Source organism: Winogradskyella schleiferi (assembly GCF_013394655.1).
Taxonomy (GTDB): Bacteria; Bacteroidota; Bacteroidia; order Flavobacteriales; family Flavobacteriaceae; genus Winogradskyella; species Winogradskyella schleiferi.
In genome coordinates, this window is the sequence record NZ_CP053351.1 from 73,463 (window position 1) to 97,152 (window position 23,690).

The 23,690-nt window shown below is 38.9% G+C and carries 19 protein-coding genes and 1 tRNA gene; 17 read left to right on the forward strand and 3 right to left on the reverse strand.

What is annotated here, in order from left to right:
* Positions 1 to 23: 23 nt before the first annotated feature.
* Positions 24 to 3,986 carry a reprolysin-like metallopeptidase gene (locus tag HM990_RS00335; protein WP_178987056.1) on the forward strand — a complete coding sequence of 1,321 codons (3,963 nt, stop codon included), beginning with the start codon at positions 24 to 26 and terminating at the stop codon, positions 3,984 to 3,986.
* A gap of 66 nt (positions 3,987 to 4,052) precedes the next feature.
* Here HM990_RS00335 and pth read toward each other — a convergent pair whose 3' ends face one another.
* From pth to HM990_RS00350, 3 genes are all read right to left on the reverse strand, one after another.
* Positions 4,053 to 4,685, reverse strand: coding sequence for an aminoacyl-tRNA hydrolase (gene pth / locus HM990_RS00340; protein ID WP_178987057.1), 633 nt, complete (start codon positions 4,683 to 4,685; stop codon positions 4,053 to 4,055).
* 79 nt (positions 4,686 to 4,764) lie between these two features.
* On the reverse strand, positions 4,765 to 5,430 hold the full coding sequence (locus HM990_RS00345; protein WP_178987058.1) for a 50S ribosomal protein L25/general stress protein Ctc: 666 nt from the start codon (positions 5,428 to 5,430) through the stop codon (positions 4,765 to 4,767).
* A 214-nt stretch (positions 5,431 to 5,644) separates the two neighbouring features.
* The gene (locus HM990_RS00350) at positions 5,645 to 6,586 is read right to left on the reverse strand and encodes a ribose-phosphate pyrophosphokinase (RefSeq protein ID WP_178987059.1); all 942 of its coding nucleotides are present in this window, start codon (positions 6,584 to 6,586) and stop codon (positions 5,645 to 5,647) included.
* Positions 6,587 to 6,861: 275 nt separating this feature from the next.
* Here HM990_RS00350 and HM990_RS00355 point away from each other — a divergent pair.
* From HM990_RS00355 to HM990_RS00430, 16 genes are all read left to right on the forward strand, one after another.
* Positions 6,862 to 6,944: transfer RNA gene (locus HM990_RS00355), tRNA-Leu, on the forward strand.
* A 363-nt stretch (positions 6,945 to 7,307) separates the two neighbouring features.
* A complete protein-coding gene (locus HM990_RS00360; protein WP_178987060.1) occupies positions 7,308 to 9,095 on the forward strand; it encodes a ParB/RepB/Spo0J family partition protein in 1,788 nt (595 codons plus the stop codon).
* A 260-nt stretch (positions 9,096 to 9,355) separates the two neighbouring features.
* Complete coding sequence (locus HM990_RS00365) at positions 9,356 to 9,517, forward strand: hypothetical protein (RefSeq protein ID WP_153267898.1); 162 nt, start codon at positions 9,356 to 9,358, stop codon at positions 9,515 to 9,517.
* Positions 9,518 to 9,533: 16 nt separating this feature from the next.
* Positions 9,534 to 10,370: a DUF932 domain-containing protein gene (locus HM990_RS00370; RefSeq protein WP_178987061.1), complete on the forward strand. Its 837-nt coding sequence runs from the start codon at positions 9,534 to 9,536 to the stop codon at positions 10,368 to 10,370.
* A gap of 271 nt (positions 10,371 to 10,641) precedes the next feature.
* A complete protein-coding gene (locus HM990_RS00375) occupies positions 10,642 to 11,010 on the forward strand; it encodes a hypothetical protein (RefSeq protein WP_114492888.1) in 369 nt (122 codons plus the stop codon).
* Between the two features lie 118 nt (positions 11,011 to 11,128).
* Positions 11,129 to 15,532: a CusA/CzcA family heavy metal efflux RND transporter gene (locus HM990_RS00380; RefSeq protein ID WP_178987062.1), complete on the forward strand. Its 4,404-nt coding sequence runs from the start codon at positions 11,129 to 11,131 to the stop codon at positions 15,530 to 15,532.
* Between the two features lie 18 nt (positions 15,533 to 15,550).
* Positions 15,551 to 16,810 (forward strand): efflux RND transporter periplasmic adaptor subunit, encoded by a 1,260-nt coding sequence (locus tag HM990_RS00385; RefSeq protein ID WP_178987063.1) that lies wholly within the window; start codon positions 15,551 to 15,553, stop codon positions 16,808 to 16,810.
* Positions 16,811 to 16,915: 105 nt separating this feature from the next.
* Positions 16,916 to 17,254: a P-II family nitrogen regulator gene (locus HM990_RS00390; protein WP_114492885.1), complete on the forward strand. Its 339-nt coding sequence runs from the start codon at positions 16,916 to 16,918 to the stop codon at positions 17,252 to 17,254.
* A gap of 84 nt (positions 17,255 to 17,338) precedes the next feature.
* Positions 17,339 to 17,971, forward strand: a complete 633-nt coding sequence (locus tag HM990_RS00395; RefSeq protein ID WP_178987064.1) for a cation transporter — start codon at positions 17,339 to 17,341, stop codon at positions 17,969 to 17,971.
* A 2-nt stretch (positions 17,972 to 17,973) separates the two neighbouring features.
* Positions 17,974 to 18,396 carry a Fur family transcriptional regulator gene (locus tag HM990_RS00400; RefSeq protein ID WP_114492883.1) on the forward strand — a complete coding sequence of 141 codons (423 nt, stop codon included), beginning with the start codon at positions 17,974 to 17,976 and terminating at the stop codon, positions 18,394 to 18,396.
* A 26-nt stretch (positions 18,397 to 18,422) separates the two neighbouring features.
* Positions 18,423 to 18,782 carry a SpoIIAA family protein gene (locus tag HM990_RS00405; RefSeq protein WP_114492882.1) on the forward strand — a complete coding sequence of 120 codons (360 nt, stop codon included), beginning with the start codon at positions 18,423 to 18,425 and terminating at the stop codon, positions 18,780 to 18,782.
* Positions 18,783 to 18,819: 37 nt separating this feature from the next.
* The gene (locus tag HM990_RS00410; RefSeq protein ID WP_229719332.1) at positions 18,820 to 19,449 is read left to right on the forward strand and encodes a hypothetical protein; all 630 of its coding nucleotides are present in this window, start codon (positions 18,820 to 18,822) and stop codon (positions 19,447 to 19,449) included.
* Positions 19,450 to 19,451: 2 nt separating this feature from the next.
* Positions 19,452 to 20,255 carry an AlbA family DNA-binding domain-containing protein gene (locus HM990_RS00415; RefSeq protein WP_229719333.1) on the forward strand — a complete coding sequence of 268 codons (804 nt, stop codon included), beginning with the start codon at positions 19,452 to 19,454 and terminating at the stop codon, positions 20,253 to 20,255.
* A 24-nt stretch (positions 20,256 to 20,279) separates the two neighbouring features.
* Positions 20,280 to 20,639 (forward strand): SpoIIAA family protein, encoded by a 360-nt coding sequence (locus tag HM990_RS00420; protein WP_178987065.1) that lies wholly within the window; start codon positions 20,280 to 20,282, stop codon positions 20,637 to 20,639.
* A gap of 4 nt (positions 20,640 to 20,643) precedes the next feature.
* Positions 20,644 to 23,205, forward strand: a complete 2,562-nt coding sequence (locus HM990_RS00425; protein WP_178987066.1) for a heavy metal translocating P-type ATPase — start codon at positions 20,644 to 20,646, stop codon at positions 23,203 to 23,205.
* Between the two features lie 45 nt (positions 23,206 to 23,250).
* A complete protein-coding gene (locus HM990_RS00430; protein ID WP_178987067.1) occupies positions 23,251 to 23,685 on the forward strand; it encodes a Fur family transcriptional regulator in 435 nt (144 codons plus the stop codon).
* Positions 23,686 to 23,690 lie beyond the last annotated feature (5 nt).

Sequence of the window (23,690 nt, forward strand, 5' to 3'; positions counted from 1 at the left end):
TTTTAAATTTAACCCAAACATTTATGAAAACAAAGCTACATTTTGTTTTGGCATTATCTATATTTTTATCTGTATTTTCGGTAACAGCTCAGCAGAGTTATTGGCAGAAAACTAATAAAAATGATTTGAATAGTAATGGAGACAAAACCACTCTTAATCAAAAATTCTATGAAACTTACCATTTAGATATCGATGCTTTTAGAGCGCAGCTTGCTAATGCGCCTCTACGTTCTGCGTCAGTTTTATCTTCTAATTCTAAAATTTCACTTCCAGATAGAGAAGGAAATTTAGAACAATTTATAGTGGTTGAAACTTCGGTTTTGTCTGAAGAGTTAGCGCTAGAATATCCTAATATAAAAACGTATTTGGGTTTTAGTACGGAGAATCCTGGTACAAGAGTACGCTTTAGTGTTACGCCACAAGGTTTACAGAGTATGGTTACTAACCTAGATCAGCAAATGAACTTTTTAGTTCCATTAAGTAAAACAGATTCGTCCACTTATATAGTTTACAGTAGCGATGCGAGAACTGAAACTATTGAAGATTTCGAATGTTTGACGGAAGCTGCCTTTTCAAGAACCGATAATGTTGATTTTGTGGGTAGAGATGCTGACGATCAAATACTAAGAACCCTTAGAATAGCGATTTCTACCACTGCAGAATACACTAATTTTTGGGACGATGGCAATGCTGGAAATGGTGATGCTCAAGAAGACGCCTTAGCTCAGGTAGTTGCTTCTTTAAACCGGGTTAATGAAGTCTTTGAGGTGGATATGGCATTGACATTTACTTTAGTTTCAGGAACTGAAATTATATATCCAGAAGCAAGTTCAGATCCATATACAAATGACTTGAATTCGCAATTACAAACAACACTCACAAGCACTATTGGAGAAGAAAATTATGATATAGGACATTTATTTCATTTTGATGATAATAATGGTAATGCTGGTTGTATTGGATGTGTTTGTGAAGATGGCTCTAAGGGAAGCGGATTTTCTGCACATCAATTTACCGACAATGATGGTGGACCTTATATGACAGATTTCTTCGACATTGATTACGTACCACATGAAATGGGCCACCAATTGGGAGCCAACCATACCTACTCTCATTTTTCTGAAGGTACTGGAGTAAATATGGAACCAGGAAGTGGAACAACTATAATGGGGTATGCAGGCATAACCAGTAGTAATGTACAAAATCATTCCGATCCTTATTTTCATTATGCAAGTATTGCTCAAATTTTAAATACTTTAGATACTAATACTTGTTGGGTTGGTTCCGCGATTACAAATAATCCTCCAATTGCAGATGCTGGCTTGGACTATACGATTCCTTTAGGGACAGCTTTTGTGTTAAAAGGAGATGCAACAGATACAGATGGAAGTGATGTACTAACGTATTCTTGGGAGCAAATAGATGATGGCACTACCAATTCTGGAAATTTTGGACCCGATAAAACTACTGGAGCCGTTTGGAGATCGAGACCACCAAGTACTTCTCCAGATCGTTATATGCCCATTATTGAACGCGTTATTTCTGGACAATTAACAGAGATTAATCCTGATGTGACGGTAGATAATTCGTCTTGGGAAACGGTTTCGAATGTTGGTAGACCTTTGAATTTTGCTCTTATTGTCAGGGACAGAAGTGAAGCGAACGGAGTAGGGCAAACACCGCAAAGTGATTTTGATTTTATGACGGTCTTGGTTGAAGATGCCGCAGGCCCTTTTATAGTAACCTCGCAGACAACAAACGAAATTTGGGATGCAGGTTCTAACCAAACCATAACTTGGGATGTGGCCAATACAGATGGAGGTGCTGTTAATACGCCAACCGTTAATATCTTGCTTTCAACAGATGGTGGTTATACCTATCCTTTCGTTGTGGCAACTGAAGTTCCTAACGATGGATCTCATAACATAACGGTACCGATTATAGGAGGTGATTCTGCTACTGTTAGGGTAAAGGTGGAAGGCCATAATAATATTTTTTATGCAATAAATCCTACGAACTTAAGTATACAGGAATCAGAATTTGTACTCAATGTTGCCGATAATGATTTAGATGTTTGTTCTCCAGATGATGCAGTATTTTCTTTTACGTATAATACTTTCTTAGGCTTTTCAGATGAAACTACTTTTAATGCCTTAGGTTTACCAGCAGGTACAACGGCAACATTCTCACCTCCTACGGCAACTGCAGATGATACATCGGTTTCGGTTACTGTTGATGGAATTGGAAGCTTAGCTGCCGGCAACTATCCATTTAATTTGGTTGGAACTTCTGGTTCTTTAGCTAAAATAGCTGATGTAGAATTTAATGTATACAACACTGATTTTTCTACATTAGATTTATTGACACCTATAGATGGATCTAACGATACTTCTGCAGATGCAGCGGTTTTTACTTGGGATGCAGATCCTAATGCAACGTCGTATGAAATTGATATCGCCACAGATGCAGCTTTCACTAATATTGTTGCAGGATCTGTGGTTGAAAATCCAACATTTACAGTTACAACTTTAAACATTACAACATTGTACTTTTGGAGAGTTAGAAGCAATAATGATTGTGGTTCTGGTAATTATTCCCAATCGAGTTTTACAACCGCAAATATATCTTGTGCTACTTATGATTCTTCAGATACGCCACTGAACATTCCGGATAATAATAATACTGGAGTAAATTCAATTATAAATGTGGCAACACCATCTATAGTAACGGACATTAATGTTACTGTAAATGTATCCCATAATTGGATAGCGGATGTCACTTTAAAATTAATTGCACCGAACGGTACTGAAATTTTACTATCTGCTGAAAATGGTGGAAATGGAGATGATTATTCTAACACTGTATTTGATGATGCAGCCATTACATCGGTAACTGCAGGTGCAGCACCTTTTACAAATAGTTTCCAACCCGAAGAAGATTTATCACTGTTAAATGGCAGCATATCAAGTGGAGATTGGACCTTAAATGCATCTGACGACTTTCGATTTGTTGCAGGTACTTTAGACAGCTGGTCCATTGAAATATGCGGTGTTGAGCAACCTGATGATGATAATGATGGCATACCTAATGATTCGGATAATTGTCCGATGACAGCAAATTTTGACCAAGCAGATCTAGATGGTGATGGTATAGGTGATGTTTGTGACGACGATATTGATGGTGATACTATTTTAAATACTAGTGATAACTGTCCTTTAAATTCCAATACGGATCAAGCTGATTCCAATAACAATGGAATTGGAGATGTATGTGATTTTGAGTGTAGTTTGACTTCAGCAACAGATACACCAATTGTGATTACTAATGTTGGGAATGTTACTTATACATCTACAATAGCAATTACAGAAGATGGTGAGGTTTCTGACGTGAACGTCTTATTGAATATTCCACATACTTATACAGGCGATTTGGATATATTCTTAACCAGTCCGAGTGGAACCCTTGTAGAATTATCAACTAATAATGGCGGTAGTGGTAATAACTATACAGATACTGTATTTGATGGAGAGGCTTCTACATCAATTACTTTTGCTTCCGCTCCATTTAATGGTAGTTTCTTGCCAGAAGATGATATTTCGGTTGTATATGGTGAACCAGCAGCAGGAGATTGGATTTTAACAGTGGTCGATGTCGCAAACAATGATGGTGGATCTATTGATGAGTTTACTTTGGATTTATGCGTGCTACCAACATTATCTGTGAATGAGGTTTCTAATAACACGGATTTCACAATTTATCCAAATCCAAATAATGGAACATTTAATATATCTATGCGTAATCCGCAATCAAATAAAATTGATATTACGGTTTATGATGTAAACGGAAGACGAATTTTTGAAGCACATTATGATTCTGCACAAATATTTGAAGAACAAATAAATCTGAACCAAGTTCAATCTGGAATGTATTTAATAGAAGTCAAAGATGGACTTCATACAGTTATAAAGAAAATTGTAGTAAACTAATTACGGTTTGAAAATTTGAATAAGCCGTCTGAAATTTAATGATTTCAGACGGCTTTTTTGTTGGATTCATTTACCGTTAAATTGATTCATGGTTGTATTAACGCCAGCCAAAGCAAACGATTTAATAAGTTCTGCCGAAATTTTTAAGCGTTCCTTAAGTTTAGCATTTTCATCTTCATTCCAGTTTCCCAAAACATAATCTACTTGTCTTCCTTTGCTGAATTCATCACTAATACCAAATCTAAATCGGTTGTATTTTACAGTTTGTAATTTATCTTGCGTGTCTTTTAAGCCGTTATGGCCTCCATCACTTCCTTTGGTTTTAAGGCGAAGTGACCCAAAGGGAAGATTTAGATCATCGGTCACAACTAACAAGTTTTCTAAAGGTATTTTTTCTTTTTCCAACCAATATTTTATGGCTTTTCCGCTGAGGTTCATGTAGGTACTCGGCTTTAAAAGAATAAGTGTTCTCCCTTTTATTTTCAATGTAGTAACATCCCCAAGTTTTACGGTTTCGAAGGTAATGTCATTGGATTCAGCTAAATGATCTAGAATTTTAAAACCGATATTATGTCTGGTATTGGTATATTTCTCGCCTATGTTTCCTAAGCCAACGATTAAGAATTTTTTCATTTTATCTTCTTCTCTGAGTTTGGCATGATTATTAAAGCCAAACCATTTTTTTAAAAAATTACACATGGTGCATTTTCAATTTTCGTAAAAATAAAAAAAGCATCCTAAAATAGAATGCTTTTAAAATATTTGAAATAGATTTTATCTATTCTTTTACTGCTGCAACATCATCAGTTTCAGTTGCTGGCACATCTCCTGCTTCAGTTCCTTCGTCTCCTTCAACTCCTTCTTCTTCATCTTCGTCGTCTGCATCAACGATAGCTAATCTACTACGTCTTACTTGACAAACAACCGTATTGTCTGGGTGGATTAAGCTATAATCTTCATTTTGCAATTCAGAAATATAAACTTTATCCCCAATTTTCAACGGCGTAATATCAATTTCAATAAAATCCGGTAATTTAGATGGGATAGCTTTTACTCTAAGCTTACGGTAAGGCATTCTAAGGTTACCACCATTCATTACACCTTTGGAAGAACCTACTGTTTTTACAGGAATTTCCATGGTAATGGTCTTGTTCTCATAGATTTCATAAAAATCTACGTGCATAATTCTGTCTGTTACAGGATGAAACTGAATGTCCTGCATTACTGCATTAAAACTGTCACCATTATCTAGGTTAATCACAACTGTATGCGCATTTGGTGTGTACACGAGTTTTGAAAACGCTAGCTCAGGCGAAGTAAAATGTACTGGCTTAGCTTCTCCTCCGTATAATACGCAAGGAACCTGACCAGCATTACGTAAGGCTTTAGTTGACTTTTTGCCCACGCTTTCTCTTTGAGATCCGTCGATTGTAATTGATTTCATTTTTTTGAAATATTTGTTTATTAAAAATTTAATTCCCTCATTATGAGGATTGTTCTCTTTAACATATTCTGCTTTAGAGGGCTGCAAATTTAGACATATTATATGAAAATACTAGCGTAATAAGACTATTTTTTATCTGGCTATATTTTTTTGAAGTTAAATAGACACTTTAGAGCCCGAAGTCTATGTGTGAATAGAGGGTTTAAGGCTGAAATTACATCACAAACTTGTTACTAATAGACTCGTTATGATGCACATGATGCATGACTTCGGCGAATAGATTTGCACAACTTAAAACTTTCAATTTCTTACTTTCCTGCTTTAAAGGAATAGAATTGGTTACAATTAATTCTTCAAGTTTCGAATTTTCTAGTTTTTCATAGGCAGAACCAGATAAAATTGGATGGGTACAAATAGCTCTAACGCTCAATGCGCCACGTTCCATCATTAAATCTGCCGCTTTTGTCAATGTACCTGCTGTATCAACCATATCATCTACCAAAACTACATTTTTGCCAGTGACGTCTCCAATCAATTCCATGTGTGAAATGACATTAGCTTTTGCCCTTTGTTTATAGCAAATCACGACATCACTCTGTAAAGCTTTTGAGTAAGCGTAAGCGCGTTTAGAACCTCCCATGTCTGGAGAAGCAATGGTTAAATTATCTAAGTTTAAACTTTTTAAATATGGTAAAAATATAGTTGAGGCGAACAAATGATCTACAGGTCTTTCAAAGAAGCCTTGAATTTGATCGGCATGTAAATCCATAGTAATAATACGCGTTGCGCCAGCAGCTTCTAACATTTTTGCGACTAATTTTGCCGCAATTGGCACTCTAGGTTTGTCTTTTCTATCTTGTCTTGCCCAACCAAAATAAGGCATAACCGCAGTGATATGTCTTGCAGAAGCCCGTTTGGCAGCATCAATCATTAATAGCATTTCCATTAAATTTTTAGGACCAGGATGCGTGGATCCTATGATAAAAATCCGAGTGCCTCTAATCGATTCTTCGTATGAAGGCTGAAATTCGCCATCACTATAAGTGGATGTAATAACATTTCCGAGTTTAACGCCGTAGGCTTTCGTTATTTGTTCGGCAAGGTCGGTACTTTGAGTGCAAGCAAAAAATTTTGCTTCTTTGATTTCGTGTGACATTGGATATCAGTTATTTAGTTGGTGTAGTCTCGGGATTATTAGTGTTTTCAAATTTAGAGAATTATTTTACTACAAAAAGCATAAAACGTTGTAATTTTGATTGTTTGACAGAAATAATTTTCTATTTTTGCATCCCTATAATTATTGGGACTAAATTGCAATGATCAATCGAAGATACGGTTGGGATTGCTATTTTCCAATTTTAATCGCTCAAGTGGCGGAATTGGTAGACGCGCTGGATTCAAAATCCAGATTTGAGAAGGAAAAAATAGTATGCCGAAGTGGTGGAATTGGTAGACACGATGGATTCAAAATCCATTGCTCACAAGGCTTGCGGGTTCGATTCCCGCCTTCGGTACAAAAAAAGCTGAGATGAAAATCTCGGCTTTTTTTATGACTTGGTACAACATAGGTACAACATTTTGTTATTTTGAAGACAACATTCTTATTGATATTAAATCGTTTCATTTGTCATTTATCTTTATGAATTACCAAATAGGATAATAGATTCTGCCAAATCACAACCTTTTTTCTTCGGAAGGGAAGTTTATTATCATACAATATACACGCAAGGTAAACTCGTAAAATACTTCCATCAAAAGACTACGGCATAAAGCCACCGCTTCTTCCACTACTCATTTATTCCGTTTCCTTTTGAGCCAAGATTTTATCTTCCGTTTGGTTTCTGCTCAAATATTGTTTAATCAAAAATTTGAGTATTATGACAACAAAAGTGAGTACCACAAAGAAGCGCAGTAGAGCGAAATCTACGGCCAAGAAAGAAGTGAACGGAAAGAAAACATCTGTACTTCAAATTCAGAACTTACCATTGGGCAAAATCAAGCCTGACCCAGAACAGCCGAGAAAGACGTTTAACGAAGATGCGTTGAAGCAGCTTTCTGAGAGTATCGAAAAGCACGGTGTGTTGCAACCAATCACGGTAAGGCAACTAAATGGCCATTACATCATCGTGATGGGCGAACGTCGGTATCGTGCGAGCAAGCTTGCAGGAAAAAAGACCGTACCCTGCATCGTGAGAACTTATGAGAACAATGATGTTCTGGAAGTTCAGATTATCGAGAATTTGCAAAGACAGGATGTCGAACCGACCGAAGAAGCTGAGGCGATTGCTTACCTAAGTGAGAAATATGCACCTACTGAAATTGCAAAGCGATTGGGAAGAACGGATAACTTCATCAGACAGCGACTAAAACTGGCTGGATTGATTGACGGTTTCAAGCAATTTGTACGCAATGGCGAAATGACAATCTCATTGGGTGTAGGTGTAGCGCTCTTTGAACCCGAAGAACAGCAGATGATGCTGGAAACGATGGGCGAAGATTTTAATGCACATCAGATAAACAGGATGATTAAAGACCAGACCTATGATTTGGAAAAAGCAGCTTTTGATGTAACCGATAAAAAATTGGTCCCGAAAGCAGGGTCTTGTATAGAATGTCCGTTCAATGCAGCTAATCAAGGCAATCTGTTCGGCGAAGGAAAAATGGTCTGTACAAAATCAGCCTGTTTTGAAACTAAGAAAAGTAAAGCGTTCTTGAACCTGATTGAAAAGTCCAAGAAAGAGAATATCCTTTTAATCCCTGAAATACGACAGTATTGGGCAGATGACGAGAACAATCAGCTCATTATATCGCAATTAGAAAAGAACGGATTGAAAGTCTATCTACTGGACGATATCGAAATAATTGAGAATCCTATTCAGCCAACAATAGAGGCCATTAAAATAGAATATCAACATTACGATTATTCTGAAGATGAATTAAAGGCAGAATTAGATGAAGCAATGGACGGTTACGATGAAGAATTAGAAAAATATAATTCAGCGAAGAAAAATGGATTCGTAAATGGCATTTTATTCCATCCTGAAACTTACAGAAATAAAGAGGTCTTTGTAAAGATTGTTGAAAAATCAAAGAACGATTCTACGGATTATTCCGCACCATTGGCCGACAGAAAAATGGCAGATTGTACGCCTGAAGAACAAATCGTAAAAATCAAAGAAAGGGAAATCCGCAAGAATCAAATAGAGAACAACAAGCAGTTTGAAGAAGTTGTGCAGATGATTCGTGAGACGAAATACATCGATACGAAGAAGACACTTTCAACAGACGAAATGGTGGCATTCTCGATATCGCTCTTTGAGAACAATGTGGACTATATGAACCAACAAAAGTATTTCTCAAAGTTCTTGGGCAACACTTCCAAGATGACCAAAGTTGAAATGGTCGAGAATTTCAAGAAAAATTTCAAAAAGGAAATCTTTCACAAGTTGATACGCTATATGCTCACAAAGCAAGTGCATTTTGGCGAAAGCAATCACTTCAATAATCTGACGAATATTTCATTCTACAACGCAATGCAAGGATATTACAAATCCAAGATTGCCGGCATCGAAAAGGAATATGCCGAAAAGAGAGACAAGCGTGAAGCACGTTTGAAAGAGCGCATCACAGTTCTTGAAAAGCAAATTCAGAAACTCAACGAGTAGCTTTTGTTGTTTGAAGAAGGGTCGGCATTCGTGCTGGCCCTTTTTCTTTTTTATGATAGTTTTTAAAAAATGGGTTAATAAGGAAGGGGTCATCAATCAATAGTTAGCGCAAAGGTAAACTCGTAAAATACACCCATCAAAAGACTACGGCATAAAGCCAACGCAACATCCTACGCTTATTTATTCCGTTTCCTTTTGAGCTGAGATTTTAGCTTCCGTTTGGGAACTGCTCAAATATTGTTTAATCAAAATATATCATTATGAAACGAGTATCTGAAAAACCTAAAATTTCGCTACAAGAAGCTGAAAAGCATTATCAATCGAGTAGTGAAAATTATGACATTGATAGTGGGGAAAGCCATTTCGCTTACTACAGGGATAAGCATCCCAACTATTACCGAGTATTATCACAAAATGTTTAATCTAAATTCAAAAGCTATGTATTTACAAAATTTACAACAGGATGAAATCTTTGTTCCATCAGAAATGAAATCCTTAAAAAGTCTGACACAGATGGAATCCCGAAGAGGGCTTGAAAATGTCATTATCTCAAATGGCAAAATCGTCAACGTGGTATCGAACAGCTATGGCCATATTCCGAATCAACTGTTTTTTAGGAAAGCTGAAGAAATGCTGACCGATGCACAACTGAACTTTCATAAGCGAACTATCAACAAAAATGACAGGTCGTTTATTACCGACTTTATCATCGACGACAAAAGCCAGTTTACCGTGAAGAACGATAAAGACTTGATACTGCCGATGCTTCGGTTCAAAAACTCGTATGACGGAAGTGAAAAGACCTCTGGACACTTCGGTTTTTATAGAGAAGTATGCTCAAATGGTCTGCACGTTTCACAAGCAGAAATCGAGTTTTCCATAAAGCATAGTAAGAACAATACGCACTTGATTATGCCAAGGTTGAACAATCTATTCGATAAATTTCTGGACAATGAATTCTACACCATTACCAAGAAGTTCGACAAGATGAAGGAATTTAAAATCATCGACACACAAGAATTTGTGAAAGCCATTCTTGATAGAACAAAACTGTTCCGATATGAATGTAGCGATAAGAACAGCGACCCTTCAAAAAAGTCTCGTGAAGTCATTGAGATATTGAACTACGAAGCCTTGTTGCTCAATGAAGAACCAAATCTTTGGCTGGGCTACAATGCATTTAATTCAGTACTTCATAATGTTTTGAAGAAAAGCTTTGGCCAACAAGAACGGTTGGATAAAAAGCTGTTCGATGAAGTCTATGCTATGGCATAAAATATATAAAGGTTTGTCCAGTACCTCAAACTGGATTTAATGCCTTACAAGCAATCAACCTCATTTAATTTAAGGATACTTCTACTATGATATGAGCTAAATAGAAATGTATCACAATATCGTCATCTTATTTAAATTATTACAACTACATTTTCAAGTTTGAGTTCATTACACATTCATATCAAAGTGTTGGCATTCTTCTTTGCACAACCTGTGCATCGATTAATTTGTATCTTTGTAAAACTTTATGAAAATATTCTTTTCTATATCAATGTCTATTTTACTCTTTTTTCAAGGAATCAGCGTAGATATGGACTTATGTGGACCAATTAAAGAAATTTCAAACTTAATTTCCCATTATCAAGACCATAAAGTTTATGGCGACTCTTTCTTTGAATATATAGTAGAAGATTACATCGCAAACGATGCAAAAAGCGAAGGGCATCATAATAATTCAGATAAGGATAACGTACCTGTCCATTCTCATCATCAATGTTGTCATCCTGTAGTTTTTATAGCAAACACCGCAACACCTCTTATCAATCGATTTAAGTTTGAAGATAAAGAGCAGTTTAATTTATATACAGTCAACTTCAATTCCAGATATCTGGAATCCCTTTTCCAACCCCCTCAAGTATAATTCAGTTTTTTTAAGGATAGCTATATCCTAACGTGATGCTTCTCAAGATAGGCATTGCTATATAAATGCGTTGCACTTATTCGTAACGTAAGTTTTAAACTGAATTAATACATTTTCTATGATTAACAAAATCATTTCATTTTCCATTAATAATAAATTTATTATTGGCTTATTTATAGTGACATTGGTTGGTACCGGCATTTGGTCTATGGCCACTATAAACTTGGGTTCTGTACCCGACATAACAAACAATCAAGTACAGGTAATAACCGTGGCCCCAAATTTGGGGACAGAAGATATTGAGCAATTTGTTACCTATCCCGTAGAATTGGCAATGGCCAATCTTCCTGACGTTATCGAACTGCGTTCAGTATCCCGTTTTGGGCTGTCCGTAGTTACAATTGTCTTTAAGGATGAGGCAGGCACTTATCTTCCCCGGCAATTGGTACAAGAGAAATTAACCGAAGTTGCTGGAGAAATCCCCGAAGGCTTCGGCACGCCATTTATGGCACCAATAACTACAGGGCTTGGCGAAATCTACCAATACACCTTAAAATTAAAAGAGGGCTACGAAGATAAATACGATGCTATGGAGCTTCGTACCATTCAGGATTGGATTGTAAAACGTCAAATGGCATTAGTACCTGGAGTCGTCGAGGTAAATGCTTTTGGTGGTTATGTAAAGCAGTATGAAGTTGCCATAAACCCTAATAAGCTGAAAAGTTTCGGTATTACAATGAATCAGGTCTTTGAAGCCCTTAAAGCAAACAATGCCAATACTGGTGGTGCTTATATTGAAAAAAACCACCAAGCAAATTTCATTCGTGGAGAAGGTTTGGCACGAAGTATCGAGGATTTGGAAAACACAGTTGTGACGACTCAAAATGGAAGTCCTGTTTTAATCCGGGATGTCGCCGAAAAAGTAGGCTTTGGTAATCAGGTGCGTTATGGTGCGTTTACCCAAGATGGACACGAAACTGTTGGTGGACAAATTTTAATGCTGAAAGGCGAAAGCCCAGGCAACGTAGTCGAAAATGTGGAGAAGCGCATTGTAGAAATACAAAAATCCCTACCCGAAGGCGTTTACATAGATACATTTTTAAGCCGAAGTGAATTGATAGGAAGAACCACAAGCACCGTTGAAAAAAACCTCATAGAAGGTTCCCTCATTGTGATTTTTGTTTTGGTCTTGCTTTTGGGAAGTTTCCGTGGCGGATTAATTACAGCTTCGGTTATTCCTTTATCATTGCTCTTCGCATTTATTTTGATGAAACAATTCGGTGTATGGGCAAACTTAATGTCATTGGGTGCAATCGACTTTGGAATCATCGTAGATGGTGCAGTAATCATTGTAGAAGGAATGGTGTTTCACATTCATCAACGGATGAAAAAATCAACAAAGGTCATTGAGCAGGCTGAAATGGACGAAATTGCTTATGAATCTGCCAGTACGATGATGAATTCGGCGTTTTTCGGACAACTTATTATCCTTATTGTATTTACACCAATTCTATTTTTGACGGGTGTAGAAGGAAAAATGTTCCGTCCAATGGCATTTACTTTTGGATTTGCCGTTTTAGGAGCAATTATCCTTTGTCTTACTTACGTCCCAATGATTTCTGCAATGTTCCTTAAACCTACTAAAAATCAGAATAGTTGGTTTGCAAAATTTGAAAACAAGATAGATAGGTTCAGTGATAAAATAATGGCGGGCCTAAATCGAGCTTACCTTCCTTTGCTCAATTTCGCACTGCGCTTTCGAGCTGGTGTCGTGATTGGCGCAGTTGCTCTATTACTAATTGCAGGGTTTATTTTCAGCAATATGGGTGGCGAATTCATACCTAAATTTGATGAGGGCGATATTGCGTTTCAGGCTTTGATAAAACCGGGGAGCAGTCTTACCGAATCCATTGAGGCTTCAAAAAAACTTCAAAATTTAATCAATGAATTTCCGGAAGTAAAAACGGTAGTTTCAAGGATTGGTGTTGCTGAAATACCAACAGACCCAATGCCAATGGACATTGCCGATAGTTACATTATTCTTGAAAAAGATAAGAGCAAATGGACTTCTGCAGATAGTAAGGAAGAACTCATAGAAAAAATCCAAGAAAAAATTTCAGTAGTTCCCGGCGTAAATTTCGTGTTTACCCAACCCGTGGAACTTCGTTTTAATGAATTGCTTACAGGTGTCCGTGAGGACGTAGCAATCAAACTGTACGGAGAAGATTTGGGCGTGTTGGCAGACAAGGTACAGGAAATCGCAGCAGTCATCAGAACGGTTCCTGGAGCTGCTGACCTTAATGTGGAGGCTACAAGTGGTTTGCCACAAATGACAGTGGTGTATAACCGCGCAAAAATGGCACAATACGGTGTAACCGTTGACAAGCTGAACGATTATGTGAGTGCGTCATTTGCTGGAGAACAGGCAAGTGTCATTTTTGAGGGCGAAAAACGGTTCGATGTGGTCATTCGTTTGGCAAAGGAATTTAGACAAGACATCAACAGCCTTAAAAATCTTTATATCGATTTACCAAACGGAGCGCAAGTGCCTTTAAAGGAGGTTGCAGATATCAGCTATAAGCCCGGACCAATGCAGATTTCAAGGGACAATACCTCTCGTCGTATTTCGGTGGGGGTCAATGTTCGTGGGCGCGATGTAAAATCGATGGTCGAGGAAATTCAGCAAAAATTGGAAACGGACGTGAAACTGCCACCTGGTTATTTTGTAACCTACGGAGGTTCGTTTGAAAATCTTCAACGTGCTTCAGACCGATTGATGATTGTAGTGCCTATTGCACTTTTCCTAATATTCATATTGCTCTACTTTGCCTTGAGTTCGTTCTCGCAGTCCTTAATGATTTATATGGCAGTGCCTTTGGCAGCCATTGGTGGCGTGTTTGCCCTTTGGATAAGGGGAATGCCTTTTAGTATTTCTGCGGGAGTCGGTTTTATCGTGCTCTTTGGAGTTGCGGTTTTAAACGGTTTGGTACTGATAAACAAATTCAATGAACTAAAAGAAAGTGGAACGACAGACTTAAAAAAACGAATATACGAGGCAACACACGAGCGTTTACGCCCAATTTTACTGACGGCTACCGCAGCCATTATGGGCTTTATACCAATGGCGGTTTCTACCTCTGGTGGTGCGGAAGTACAACGTCCTTTGGCGACAGTAGTAATCGGTGGACTTATAACGGCTACCTTCTTGACACTGGTCATTGTTCCTGTCCTGTATTATTGGCTGGAATCACGAAAAGAAAAGAAAAACAATGGTGGTGACGCAAGTTATGTAAAGAAAAGTGCAACCGTGGTTGTGGTATTATTGAGTTTAGGAGGTTTCTTAACCCCAAATTCCGCAAGTGCGCAGGACGGCCAGATGAGCCAAGTGCTCACTTTGCAAGAAGCCATCGCTCTGGCCAAGGAAAATTATCCTTCCCTTAAAGAGAGCCAAGCCTTTATTGAACGTGAACAGGCGATGAAGGGTACCAGCTTCGATTTGGGAAATACACAGGTATTTACAGGAAAGGAAGAGTTTGGCAATGACCTTCCCGGTGTACAAACTACCATAGGTGTACAGCAAGGAAATATTGATTTACTTTCAGGTTTTTCAAAATCCAAGTTCTATAAGGAACGTGTTAAACTGGGCGAAACGTTCTACGCGGTCAACGAGCAGCAATTGATTCGCAATGTGATGCAGGCTTATGACCGCATCAATTACAACAAGGCGCAATTGCGTTTTGCGGAACAGTTGGACAGTGTTTATGCTAACTTTAGGACCGCTGCAGAATTGCGTTACGATACAGGAGAAACGGGCAAATTGGAATTTATTGCTGCCTCTTCCGAATATCAGCAGATTCAGGTTTTACGACAGCAAGCCTATGATGACATTGAAATTGCAAAAAGGGCATTGAAGCAGTATTTGGGCATTGACCAAGAAATAGAAACGGTTGGTCAGCTCTATGAACCGATGGATTTTTTGGCCAATTTGGATTCGGCTTCCGCAGCCAATAATCCTTTGCTTCAATATGCTATGCAAAATGCGGAAGTAAGCAAAGCCAATATCGGTGTAGAAAAAGCACAGTTCTTACCCAAATTCAACTTGACCTACGGCAGGCAGATTGTGGATGATGTGTCGGGTTTCAACACCTATCAGGCTGGTATTAGCATACCGCTTTGGTTCTTTCCGCAGAAATCAAGGGTAAAGGCCGCTAAAGCAGATGCATTGGTCGCCGAGAATCAATATCTCGAACAAAAGGCAATGACCGAAAGTAGAGTGTCACAGCTCATAAAATCGCTGGAAAAGACCCAAAAAACACTTAACTATTATCAGGAAGGTGCATTGCTTTTGGCCGAGGAACAAATTACTACGGCGGAACTGGCTTCTAAGGAAGGTGAAATTGATTATGTGAACTATATCACGATACTCAACAGCGCCATCAGGATAAAACAAAATCATATACAGTTTATAAATCAATATAACCAGCAGTTCATTGAGTTGCAATACCAACTGGGTAACCTATAATCTAAAAAAGAATAAGAAATGAAAAATATAGCAATAGTAAGTGTAGCATTAATGACCTTCTTTATGGTTGGTTGCAACGACAAGCCCGATTCAGAATTGGGACATAACGAAGAAAACACAACTACCGAAAAAATGGAAGGTGAAGGAGATGCACACGGTGAACATAATGAAGAAGAAGAAGACGGTCATAATGAAGAAGAAGGCGAGGAAGGTGTGGTAATGCTTACCAACGACCAAATCGAAACCGTTGGTCTTGAGACCAAATTGTTGGAAAAACGTAATCTCGGTAACAATATCAAGGTTACAGGAAGACTCGAACTTTTCCCTCAAGACAAGGCCAATATTAGTCCATTTATGGGTGGTAATGTTAGGTCCATCAAGGTTATAGAAGGAGATAAAGTGCGCAAGGGTGAAGTGCTTGCATATCTTGAACATCCGGATATTATAAGTATGCAGCAGGAATATCAGGAAAAAAACGACGAACTCGTATTCCTAAAGCAGGATTTTGAGCGAAAAAAAATATTGTTCGACAAAGGTGTTTCCTCAGGCAAGGAATTCCAGATGGCACAATCAAAATTTCGTTCCACGACCTCAAGTGTAAACGGTTTAAGGTCAAAACTACGTTTATTGGGAATTAACGCATCCAAGGTAGAGCAAGGAGAAATCTACTCTGCAATACCTATAACTACGCCAATATCGGGCTATGTAGACGAGGTAATGGTAAGTCTTGGGGACTATGTGGCACCACAGTCCAAGATGTTCGCCGTGAGCGATAATTCTAAAATTCATTTAGACTTAAAAGTGTACGAAAAGGATATTCCAAAGGTAAAGGAAGGACAGAAAATAATCTTTACGGTAGCTTCTAAACCCGATGAATTGTTGACCGCAGAAGTACATTCCATCGGTAAAACTTTTGAGGAAGACCCTAAGGCCTTGCACGTGCACGCCGATATAGATAATAAAAATGGCGAATTACTTCCCGGTATGTATGTTGAAGGCAGGATTGCGGAAGGACAAAAATCAGGATATGCCGTTCCAGAGGAAGCCATTGTCAAGGAAGGCGAACAATCCTATATTTTCATTGTGGATGAGGATGAGGAAACCGAAGAAAACACGGTGAAATTCAGAAGAATCCCCGTAAGTACAGGTGTCAATGACCTTGGCTTTGTGGAAATCAATATTCCTTCAGAAATGGCAAAAAATATTATGGTTGTCACAGTTGGAGCCTACACCCTTTCTTCGGAAATGGTCAAGGGCGAACTGGAACACGGACATTAATTCAATAATAATCAAAGGTTTTGATTCCGGGTTTGTTTATCGTCTTAATTAGTTAGTTAAAATTAAAGAACAGGCTCGGTTCAAAATCGATAAAAATAAATAATTATGAAAGAAATAAAAGCATTTGTAAAACCGAACAGGATACAAAGAATTATAGAAGCCCTGACTGATAACGGATTTAAAAGTATGACCCTGTCACAAGCAGAAGGAACTGGGGCTTTCAAGGCAAAAGGAGCTAAACCTTCACTCGATTTTCACGTAACAAACAGCCCTGTGGTAAAATTGGAACTGGTCTGCCAGAACGAGGAGGCCCAATCGGCAATAGACATCATTCTCAAAAATGGCAAAACCCCAGATCCTGGTGATGGCATCATTTATTTGTCTGAGATTGAAGATGCTTTTCAGATAAAAACAGAGGAATCCTTAAAACAATTCAAAATTTAATTGTTTCGTAATTAATGCGTTGAAGAAAAATAATTAGGCTTAAATAGATAGCAAAAAAACACAAAATAATAGAGCCATAAAAATATGGAAACAACAAGAAAAACCAATTTAAAACAGGCCAGAACACTTCAAATCTGGAACGTCATTTATGACGTTATAGAGGTGGTCGTTTCGCTTATTGCTGGAATAACAGCAAATAGTTCCGCACTCGTAGGTTGGGCACTGGATAGCACGATAGAAGTGATAAGTGCTGCAACACTTGGCTGGCGACTACACGGCGAGCTCAAAGGCATCGATGAAGAAAAGGTAAAACGAAGACAAAAAATTACCTTGAACGTGATCGCAGTTTCATTTACGCTCATCTGTATTTTCATTTCCTATGATTCCATTACCAAGCTCATCAATAAGGAAACCGCAAGCTGGAGCACGTTGGGACTGGTCATATTATTGGTCTCGCTCGTTGTCAATCCTATCTTGATATATTTTAAAAGAAAATATGGCAAAAAACTGGAAAGTCCAGCTCTAATGGCTGATGCAAAAGACACCTTTATTTGTCTTTACCAGACAGTGGTCGTATTGACAGGATTGCTATTGGTCAACTGGCTGGAGTGGTGGTGGGCAGATCCTGTAGCGGCCTTGCTCATCGTTCCATACGCTGCAAAAGAAGGTTGGGAAGCATTTAACAAAGCAAAAAATATCAACTACAATATCACATAAATATGCAAGAAGTTGAAAAATTTTTAGAAAGCAAAGGGATACGACCTACGGCAATGCGCTTGATGACCTATAAGCGCTTGGCGCAACTAAAAGTGGCCATTAGCCTGGGCGAGCTCGAAAAAGATTTTGAACGCTCAGAACGGAGCACACTTTACCGTACTATGAAAACATTTGAGGAAAAAGGAATCGTGCACCAAATTGAGGATGGCACCGGCATTGTTAAATATGCCCTGTGCGAGGAAAATTGTGAATGTGAGGTCGGCAACGACCTTCACTTACACTTTCATTGCAATAGTTGCGGTGAAACGGTGTGCCTGACCGAGCATAAAATTCCGACAATAAACCTGCCCGAAGGCTATGTGGCAGAAGATATCAACCTTGTGGCAAAGGGAGTCTGTGAGAAGTGCAGCAATGACTTGGATTAAATATTTTGATTTAAAAAATTGGAACAATGATGACGATTTATAAAAATGAATGTAAGGTATATATGGTAGCTCAAAATAGATTAGATGCTACAGATTATGAAAATATGAAATCACAATTAAAAGACCATATACAAGAACATAATAAAGTGTACTGGTATATCGAGATGGAAAATTTTGAGGGTTGGTCCTCAAGTGCATATTGGAAAGGTATTGAACTCAAACTTCCAAAGGAGGAAAGATTAAAACGAGTCGCATTGGTAGGAAACTTAGAATGGCAAGAACAATTTACGGAAGTTTTGATACCATTTACAAGGGCACATATTAAATTCTTTGGTCCAGATGAAAAAAAATTGGCCAAAGAATGGATAGAGAAAGAAATTAATTAAAACGAAAGAACTATTATTTACTATTAAAATCTGGGGAATGCAATTTACACTGGAAGCAGTGGATAATCCTCAGCCCAAATCCCCAAATGTAATAGTGCTCAATGGAAATCCTGAAGGACGTTTTGCAAGGGGTAAAATAAGTGAGGAGGATTTTAAGAAATGTAAAAATTGTTACGAGAAAAAAAATTGCGTTGCATTTAACCAAACGCTAAGAAAATTAGAAATAAAAAATATGAATACCAAGTTTATTAAAGTCTTTTTGCGATTAGCAATTTCAATCGGTTTTTTATCGGCGGTCGCCGATAGATTTGGAATTTGGAGCAAAGAAGTTTCTGTTTGGGGAAATTGGGACAGTTTCTTGAGTTATACCCAAATGATCAATCCTTGGATTCCGAATTCATTAATACCAACAATCGGACTTTTGGTAACCATAGCCGAAATTGTTTTTGCGATTTTCTTGATAATAGGGTTTAAAACGGAACTGTTTGCAAAATTAAGCGGGTTTCTACTGTTACTATTTGCTGTTTCAATGACTTTTTCAACTGGAGTAAAAGGAGCGCTTGACTTTTCTGTTTTTAGTGCTTCTGCCGGAGCTTTTGCTTTGAGTCTTATGAAAGAAAAATATTTGGAATTGGACAATCTGATTTCTAAACCTATAAATAGCTGAAAATGAAACTGGCTAATGGCATACATAATCAAAAAAGAGGGGCGCTGAACAGGCGAGGTCTTCTTATTGCTATTGTATTAGGGTTTGCGGTTGGTATAATCATCATACAGCCTTTGGGCATTTCCCTATTCCAGTATGACCAGAGCGGTGATACGGGCAATTGGTGGTATTTGTTCAAAAACGCAGTTGGGCAAGCTCTTGGATTTGGAGATGTGGACCAAATCCTAAAAAATATCCTGTTTGGTATTATGGGAAGCAGTCTCGCCTTAATGTTCTATACAAGAAAAACAATATTTCAACTAAATAGGGAGAAAGTCGGAATAACCTTGATAAGGGAATTATTGAACAAAGGTGAAAACCACGAGGTAGAATTCAAAAGCACCTTGAGGTGGGACCTTCGACAAAGTAAGGTTAACGAAGCTTTGGAAATGGTGGTGGCAAAAACCATTGCAGGATATATGAATACCGAAGGCGGCCACTTGATTATTGGGGTAGATGATGAAGGCCGTATTCTGGGGCTCGAACAAGATTACGGTACTTTAAAGAAACCAGACAAGGACGGGTTTGAACAGTATGTAATGCAGTTGGTGTCCGTCAAGTTAGGCACCCATTTTTGCCCTTTGGCAAAGGTGGCCTTTTATGAATTTAAAGAAAAGGATATCTGTTATGTAAGGGTTCACAAATCGCAAAAACCCGTGTATTTGAATCTGGGTAATCGCTCGCATTTCTTTATTAGGACTGGAAACGGTACCCGAGAGCTGGATATACCTGCAGCTCTGGATTATATGGAAATTCACTTAAACTAATATAAATCCAATAAAAATTAAAAAATGATACAGATTATAAACATAGAAAAGGAAAACTTGATCGCTGCCAAAATCAACGGTAGAGTCACAAAGAAGGATATTGAAAAAATCCATCCGCTGATTCACAACATCATCGAAAAAGGCCATAAAGTGGATTTTTATTTTGAACTGGAAGATTTTCACGGCTACGACCTACAAGGGTTTTGGGCAGATTTAAAGGTAGATGCTGCACACCTATCAGATTATGGTAAAATGGCATTTGTAGGCGAAAAAAAGTGGCAGAAATGGGCAGCCAAGGCTACCGATTTCTTTACCGGTTCAGAAGTCAAATATTTTGACCTTCAGGATAGGGAACAAGCAAAAAACTGGATAAAAAACAACTAAGGATATGAAAAAACTAAAAATCAAAATTCCCGTAATCCTTCCACAGGTACCGGACGAGAAAGATGCCTGCATCAACAGGCTCATCGACAAATTAAGTGGACGTGAAGGTATTGACAGTGTGCACATATCCGATGAAAAAGCGGACGGTGTACCGCAACTCTGTTTTCATTACGACCCCGATATCATTTCACTTGATAGAGTACAGTCCTTGGCAGAAACCACGGGAGCCCAAATCACGGATAAATTTGGGCATAGGCTAATAGCCGTGGAAGGTATACGTCATACCCGTCACGCCCGAACCATCGAGAAAGCAGTCAAAGAGGTCGATGGAGTTCTCGAAGTTTCCGCATCCGCTTCAGGAATGATACGTGTGGAATTTGATAAGGGCATTACAGGATTTGGGGCGATTAAAAAGAAAATAGAAAAACAAGGGCTTACTATTATTGAACCTTCCGTTGATACAGAAACACATTTACAAAAAATAGAAGTTTCCAACGGTGAAGAAAAATCTGAAGATACTCAAGACAAGGAGGAAAATCAACACGTTGGCGAGAGCGAAGGCCACGTTCATAAAGACGGCGAAGAATACAACCACAAGGAGGGTGAAGGTGAGGCACACGCCCACGGTGGTATTTTTGGCAAGAATACCGAACTTATTTTTGCCATCATTTGCGGTGCCCTTCTCGGAATAGGTTTCGGATTGTCCTACGTGGACTCGATACCGGATTGGGTCAGCTTGTCCCTCTACATAGGCGCCTACTTTTTTGGAGGTTATTTTACCGCGAAAGAGGCCATACAGACTGTAGCCAAAGGTGGTTTTGAAATCGACTTTTTAATGTTGGTCGCAGCCATCGGTGCCGCTGCTTTGGGCGCTTGGGCGGAAGGTGCCTTGTTACTGTTCCTGTTCAGCCTCGGGCACGCTCTTGAACATTATGCGATGGAGAAAGCCCGAAAATCTATTGCGGCACTGGCAGATTTAGCACCGAAAACGGCCTTGCTAAAAAAAGATGGAAAGACCAAAGAAGTTGGTATTGAAAAGTTGAGTAAAGGCGATATTATTGTAGTTAAGCCAAACAGTAAAATATCTGCCGATGGCGTTGTTGTTGATGGTAAAAGTAGTGTCAACCAAGCCCCCATTACCGGGGAAAGTGTACCAGTAGATAAAGTTCCTGTGGAAGATTCCGCCAAGGACTATTCAGAGGATGATGATATAAAGGACGAAAACCGAGTTTTCGCCGGGACTATTAACGGCAACAATACGCTTGAAATTAAGGTAATCAAAGAGGCAAAGGATTCAACACTGTCCCGATTGGTAAAATTGGTGAACGAAGCCCAGACCCAAAAATCCCCCACCCAGTTGCTTACCGATAAATTTGAAAGATATTTTGTTCCTTCCGTACTGGTATTGGTAGTGCTGTTGCTCTTTGCTTTTTTGGTCGTCGATGAACCGTTTAGTGCCAGCTTTTATAGGGCTATGGCCGTATTGGTAGCTGCCAGTCCCTGTGCCCTTGCGATTTCGACCCCGAGTGCGGTATTGAGCGGTGTTGCACGAGCGGCCCGTGGCGGGGTACTTATCAAAGGGGGTCGTCCTTTGGAAGACTTGGGGGTTATTACCGCGCTCGCCTTTGACAAGACGGGTACCCTGACCGAAGGAAAACCCAAGCTTACCGAAGTGGTCCCACTTGGCGATATTTCTGAAAACGAACTTTTAAAAATAGCTGTGGCCGTAGAGAATCTAAGTGACCATCCTCTGGCAAAAGCAGTGGTTCGAGATGGCAAGGAACGTTTGAAAGGCGAGGAAATACCTGATGCAACCGATTTGGAAGCCGTGCTTGGCAAAGGTATAAAAGCGTCATTGGGCAATGACAAAATCTATGTCGGTAACCTCGACCTGTACGAAGGGCTTGATGAGAGCACCCCTTCCGAAGAGATAATAACGAAAGTCCGTGACCTCGAAGGTGGGGGAAATACTACGATGCTTATTCGGAAAAACCAAGAATATATAGGTGTTATTGCCCTAATGGATACCCCTCGCGAAGCTGCCAAGGAAACCCTCAAAAAATTAAAGGAAATCGGTATCAAACGAATGATTATGCTTACTGGTGACAACCAAAAGGTTGCCGATGCCGTGGCGAAAGAAATAGGATTGACCGATGCTTGGGGGAGCTTGTTACCAGAGGAAAAAGTGGATGCCATAAAAGAGCTAAAGGAAAAGGAATCCAAGGTGGCAATGGTAGGCGATGGTGTAAACGATGCACCCGCAATGGCGAACAGTACCGTGGGCATAGCAATGGGAGCGGCTGGAAGCGATGTGGCCTTGGAAACGGCGGATGTTGCCCTAATGGCCGACAAGTTGGAAACCCTGCCTTTTGCTATTGGCTTGAGTAGAAAAGCAAAAGCTATTATCAAGCAGAACCTTTGGGTAAGCCTTGGTGTTGTAGCACTGCTCATACCAGCCACCATTTTGAGCTGGGCAAACATAGGAATAGCCGTGGCATTTCACGAGGGGTCTACCTTGGTAGTAGTGGCCAATGCGCTGCGCCTTTTGGCTTATAAAAAAGATTAGAAAAATTGGGACTTAGAAGAATCCAGTTTTTTGAAAGAATATTAAATGACAAACACGGAAAAAATATTATTTACCAAAGGGATACGCCCTACTGAAATGAGGTTGAAAATTTACAAATACCTCAAGAGGAAGACCTATGCCATAACCTTAAAGGAAATGCAAAAAGTCTTTATCGCCAAAAGTGAAAAAAACAAAACGGCAAACAGAACCACCTTTTATCGCAATCTCAAGACTTTTGAGGATAAAGGGTTGATTCATCAGATTAATGATGGGACCAGAGTGGCAAAATTTGCGATTTCCGATGAAAATGCCAAAGGTAAATACGGTACAGATTTACATATGCACTTTTATTGTACCAAGTGTGGAAAAACAAGCTGTTTGCCGAATAAAATATCGGAAGAAAGCTTACCAAACGATTATCAAGTGAGCGATGTGAACCTGGTGTTAAAAGGAATATGTGAAAGTTGTAGAAAAAAATAATAAGG

Bases quoted from the DNA above. Each gene is read 5' to 3' on its own strand.
- HM990_RS00410 (WP_229719332.1), top strand. From the start codon at position 18,820: ATGCAATTTACACTGGAAGCAGTGGATAATCCTCAGCCCAAATCCCCA.
- HM990_RS00415 (WP_229719333.1), top strand. From the start codon at position 19,452: ATGAAACTGGCTAATGGCATACATAATCAAAAAAGAGGGGCGCTGAAC.
- HM990_RS00370 (WP_178987061.1), top strand. From the start codon at position 9,534: ATGTATTTACAAAATTTACAACAGGATGAAATCTTTGTTCCATCAGAA.
- HM990_RS00430 (WP_178987067.1), top strand. From the start codon at position 23,251: ATGACAAACACGGAAAAAATATTATTTACCAAAGGGATACGCCCTACT.
- HM990_RS00350 (WP_178987059.1), bottom strand. From the start codon at position 6,586: ATGTCACACGAAATCAAAGAAGCAAAATTTTTTGCTTGCACTCAAAGT.
- HM990_RS00420 (WP_178987065.1), top strand. From the start codon at position 20,280: ATGATACAGATTATAAACATAGAAAAGGAAAACTTGATCGCTGCCAAA.
- HM990_RS00365 (WP_153267898.1), top strand. From the start codon at position 9,356: ATGAAACGAGTATCTGAAAAACCTAAAATTTCGCTACAAGAAGCTGAA.
- HM990_RS00360 (WP_178987060.1), top strand. From the start codon at position 7,308: ATGACAACAAAAGTGAGTACCACAAAGAAGCGCAGTAGAGCGAAATCT.
- HM990_RS00345 (WP_178987058.1), bottom strand. From the start codon at position 5,430: ATGAAATCAATTACAATCGACGGATCTCAAAGAGAAAGCGTGGGCAAA.
- HM990_RS00390 (WP_114492885.1), top strand. From the start codon at position 16,916: ATGAAAGAAATAAAAGCATTTGTAAAACCGAACAGGATACAAAGAATT.
- HM990_RS00405 (WP_114492882.1), top strand. From the start codon at position 18,423: ATGATGACGATTTATAAAAATGAATGTAAGGTATATATGGTAGCTCAA.
- HM990_RS00385 (WP_178987063.1), top strand. From the start codon at position 15,551: ATGAAAAATATAGCAATAGTAAGTGTAGCATTAATGACCTTCTTTATG.
- pth (WP_178987057.1), bottom strand. From the start codon at position 4,685: ATGTGTAATTTTTTAAAAAAATGGTTTGGCTTTAATAATCATGCCAAA.
- HM990_RS00335 (WP_178987056.1), top strand. From the start codon at position 24: ATGAAAACAAAGCTACATTTTGTTTTGGCATTATCTATATTTTTATCT.
- HM990_RS00400 (WP_114492883.1), top strand. From the start codon at position 17,974: ATGCAAGAAGTTGAAAAATTTTTAGAAAGCAAAGGGATACGACCTACG.
- HM990_RS00375 (WP_114492888.1), top strand. From the start codon at position 10,642: ATGTCTATTTTACTCTTTTTTCAAGGAATCAGCGTAGATATGGACTTA.
- HM990_RS00425 (WP_178987066.1), top strand. From the start codon at position 20,644: ATGAAAAAACTAAAAATCAAAATTCCCGTAATCCTTCCACAGGTACCG.
- HM990_RS00380 (WP_178987062.1), top strand. From the start codon at position 11,129: ATGATTAACAAAATCATTTCATTTTCCATTAATAATAAATTTATTATT.
- HM990_RS00395 (WP_178987064.1), top strand. From the start codon at position 17,339: ATGGAAACAACAAGAAAAACCAATTTAAAACAGGCCAGAACACTTCAA.